Raw genomic sequence first — 3807 nt, forward strand, 5'->3', positions numbered from 1 at the left:
TAAGCCCCCCTTAAGCTTTACACCGATATAATGCGCTTTTGCCTAAGCAAATGTGATAGCTCGAAGGCTTTTTTCTAAAGCGTGTTTTTGGGGTTTTGCCTAAGAGGTGCGTTTTTGGGATGTGTCGCTGGAAGGTTTTTGCTTAGTGTTTTTTGACTTTTCATTGTCAATAGCCTATGTTAAAGGTAAAAACTACAAAGCCAAAGAATTATACTCAATAAGGCGGTAGAAATCTTATCAAGGCAGTTTAGCGGATATGCTAACTGAAACAAACAAGATGTTAAGAGTGGATGGTGGATGCCTTGGCAAAGAGAGGCGATGAAGGACGCACTAGACTGCGATAAGCTGCGTGGAGCTGTCAAGAAGCGTTGAGGCGCAGATGTCCGAATGGGGCAACCCAACTTACAGCAATGTAGGTTACTCTATTAAGTTAGAGAGCGAACCTAGGGAAGTGAAACATCTCAGTACCTAGAGGAAAAGAAATCAACGAGATTCCCTCAGTAGTGGCGAGCGAAAGGGGAAAAGGGCAAACCGCGTGCTTGCACGCGGGGTTGAGGACGGCAACATTCAAGGGGTTTTTCTAGCAAAGTTGTTTGGAAAGACAAGCCATAGAAGGTGATAGCCCTGTATGCGAAAGGAAAACCCTAGATAGCCGGATCCAGAGTAGGCCAGGACACGTGAAATCCGGGCTGAAGCCGGGGAGACCACTCTCCAACCCTAAATACTACTCTTTGACCGATAGCGCACAAGTACCGTGAGGGAAAGGTGAAAAGAACCGTGGGTAACGGAGTGAAATAGAACCTGAAACCATCTACTTACAATCATTCAGAGCCCTATGATTTATCAGGGTGATGGACTGCCTTTTGCATAATGATCCTGCGAGTTGTGGTGTCTGGCAAGGTTAAGTGAAAACGAGCCGTAGCGAAAGCGAGTCTGAATAGGGCGCTTTAGTCAGACGCTGCAGACCCGAAGCCAAGTGATCTATCCATGGCCAAGTTGAAACGAGTGTAACAGCTTGTGGAGGACTGAACCCGTGCCCATTGAAACGGGCTGGGATGAGCTGTGGATAGGGGTGAAAGGCCAAACAAACTTGGTGATAGCTGGTTCTCTTCGAAATATATTTAGGTATAGCCTCAAGTCATAACAAGAGGGGGTAGAGCTCTGATTGGGCTAGGGCTGCTCGCCGCAGTACCAAACCCTGTCAAACTGCGAATACCTTTTGTTGTATCTTGGGAGTCAGGCGGTGGGTGATAAAATCAATCGTCAAGAGGGAAACAACCCAGACTACCAACTAAGGTCCCCAAGTTCTATTCTGAGTGGAAAAAGATGTGTGGTTACTCAAACAACCAGGAGGTTGGCTTAGAAGCAGCCATCCTTTAAAGAAAGCGTAACAGCTCACTGGTCTAGTGATCATGCGCTGAAAATATAACGGGGCTAAGATAGACACCGAAGTTGTAGATTGCTCTTAGGAGCAGTGGTAGAAGAGCGTTCTGTGCAGCGTTGAAGGCATACCGGTAAGGAGTGCTGGAGCGCACAGAAGTGAGCATGCAGGAATGAGTAGCGATAAGATGCGTAAGAATCGTATCCGCCGTAAATCTAAGGTTTCCTACGCGATGTTCGTCATCGTAGGGTTAGTCGGGTCCTAAGCCAAGTCCGAAAGGGGTAGGCGATGGGAAATAGGTTAATATTCCTATACCAATTAGGGTGTGCGATGGGAGGACGCATAAAGTTAGGTGAGCCAACGGATGGAAGTGTTGGTCTAAGGGTGTAGATTGGGAGAGAGGCAAATCCGCTCCTGTATTTGAAACCTGAAAGGCTCTTGGCGGTCTTCGGACCAAAGAGAGAATCACTGATACTATCGTGCCAAGAAAAGTCTCTAAGTTTAGCCCTAATTGTCCGTACCGCAAACCGACACAGGTAGATGAGATGAGTATTCTAAGGCGCGTGGAAGAACTCTCTTTAAGGAACTCTGCAAACTAGCACCGTAAGTTCGCGATAAGGTGTGCCTACGCAAGTAGGTCTCAGCAAAGAGTCCCTCCCGACTGTTTACCAAAAACACAGCACTTTGCCAACTCGTAAGAGGAAGTATAAGGTGTGACGCCTGCCCGGTGTTCGAAGGTTAAGAGGATGGGTTAGCCGCAAGGCGAAGCTTTGAATTGAAGCCCGAATAAACGGCGGCCGTAACTATAACGGTCCTAAGGTAGCGAAATTCCTTGTCGGTTAAATACCGACCTGCATGAATGGCGTAACGAGATGGGAGCTGTCTCAAAGAGAGATCCAGTGAAATTGTAGTGGAGGTGAAAATTCCTCCTACCCGCAGCAAGACGGAAAGACCCCGTGGACCTTTACTATAGCTTAGCACTGCTAATGGGAATGCCATGCGCAGGATAGGTGGGAGGCTGTGAAGCAAGAGCTTTGGCTCTTGTGGAGCCATCCTTGAGATACCACCCTTGGCGTTTTTGTTAGCTAACTGGCCTAAGTCATCCTTAGGCAGGACAATGCTTGGTGGGTAGTTTGACTGGGGCGGTCGCCTCCTAAAAAGTAACGGAGGCTTACAAAGGTTAGCTCATGGCGGTTGGAAATCGCCAGTTGAGTGTAATGGCACAAGCTAGCTTAACTGCAAGAGAGACAACTCAAGCAGAGACGAAAGTCGGTCATAGTGATCCGGTGGTTCTCGTGTGGAAGAGCCATCGCTCAAAGGATAAAAGGTACCCCGGGGATAACAGGCTGATCTCCCCCAAGAGCTCACATCGACGGGGAGGTTTGGCACCTCGATGTCGGCTCATCGCATCCTGGGGCTGGAGCAGGTCCCAAGGGTATGGCTGTTCGCCATTTAAAGCGGTACGCGAGCTGGGTTCAGAACGTCGTGAGACAGTTCGGTCCCTATCTGCTGTGGGCGTAGGAAAGCTGAGGAGAGCTGTCCCTAGTACGAGAGGACCGGGATGGACATGCCACTGGTGCACCAGTTGTTCTGCCAAGAGCACCGCTGGGTAGCCACGCATGGTTGTGATAAGAGCTGAAAGCATCTAAGCTCGAAGCCAACTCCAAGATAAGCTTTCCCTGAAGCTCGCATGAAGACTACATGTTTGATAGGGTGGGTGTGTAAGTGCAGTAATGCATTCAGCTAACCACTACTAATAGAGCGTTTGGCTTGTTTGGTTGATAAGGTATCACCGCCTTGTTGAGTGTAATGGTGCTTTGTAGGAACTGGAGCGTAGGTTATTGGCAAAAGCGAAGCTTTTAAGCCTTGTTGTTGCTTTTTTAAAACAAAAATGCTAGAGTGGCGTTTTTATTTTAAAGCTTTGGGCTTAGGACTCCAAAGCCTCAAACTTGCTTGTGTGGCTTGCATTGAGTTAGCCTAGCATTTGGGCTTAAGCAAGGTTGCTTAAGCTTTGGAGTTTGCACCTTTGAGGCTTGGCTAAACTTAGCTTAAACTCAGGCTTGAGACCTTAAAATCTCTTGGTTTGACAAGAGCAAAAGACAAGCTAACCCTTAAGCATTGCTAAAGCATTGGTAATGCTTTAGGTGCTAACTCAAGGCTTTGACAAGTCACAAAGCTTTTTAAAAAGCTTTGCTTTCCCCGTGTCCCTAGTGGAGAGGAAATACCCAGTCCCATCCCGAACCTGGAAGTCAAGCTCTCTAACGCCGATGATACTGCCCTTTGCAAGGGTGGGAAAGTAGGGTGATGCGGGGGATTTGTTTTTAAAGTGTTTTTTAGGTTTTTATGCTACAATTTCTCAATTTCTCAATTTCTCAATTTCTCAATTTCTCAATTTCTCAATTTCTCAATTTCTCAATTTCTCAATT

2 rRNA genes are annotated in these 3807 nt (G+C 47.3%); both read left to right on the top strand.

Going from position 1 to position 3807, the window contains the following annotated elements:
• The first annotated feature begins 270 nt into the window (after positions 1-270).
• Positions 271-3159 (top strand): 23S ribosomal RNA (locus FNE76_RS07900).
• A 419-nt stretch (positions 3160-3578) separates the two neighbouring features.
• Positions 3579-3694, top strand: a 5S ribosomal RNA gene (gene rrf, locus FNE76_RS07905).
• Positions 3695-3807 lie beyond the last annotated feature (113 nt).

Source organism: Helicobacter mehlei, assembly GCF_007280785.1.
Lineage (GTDB): Bacteria > Campylobacterota > Campylobacteria > Campylobacterales > Helicobacteraceae > Helicobacter > Helicobacter mehlei.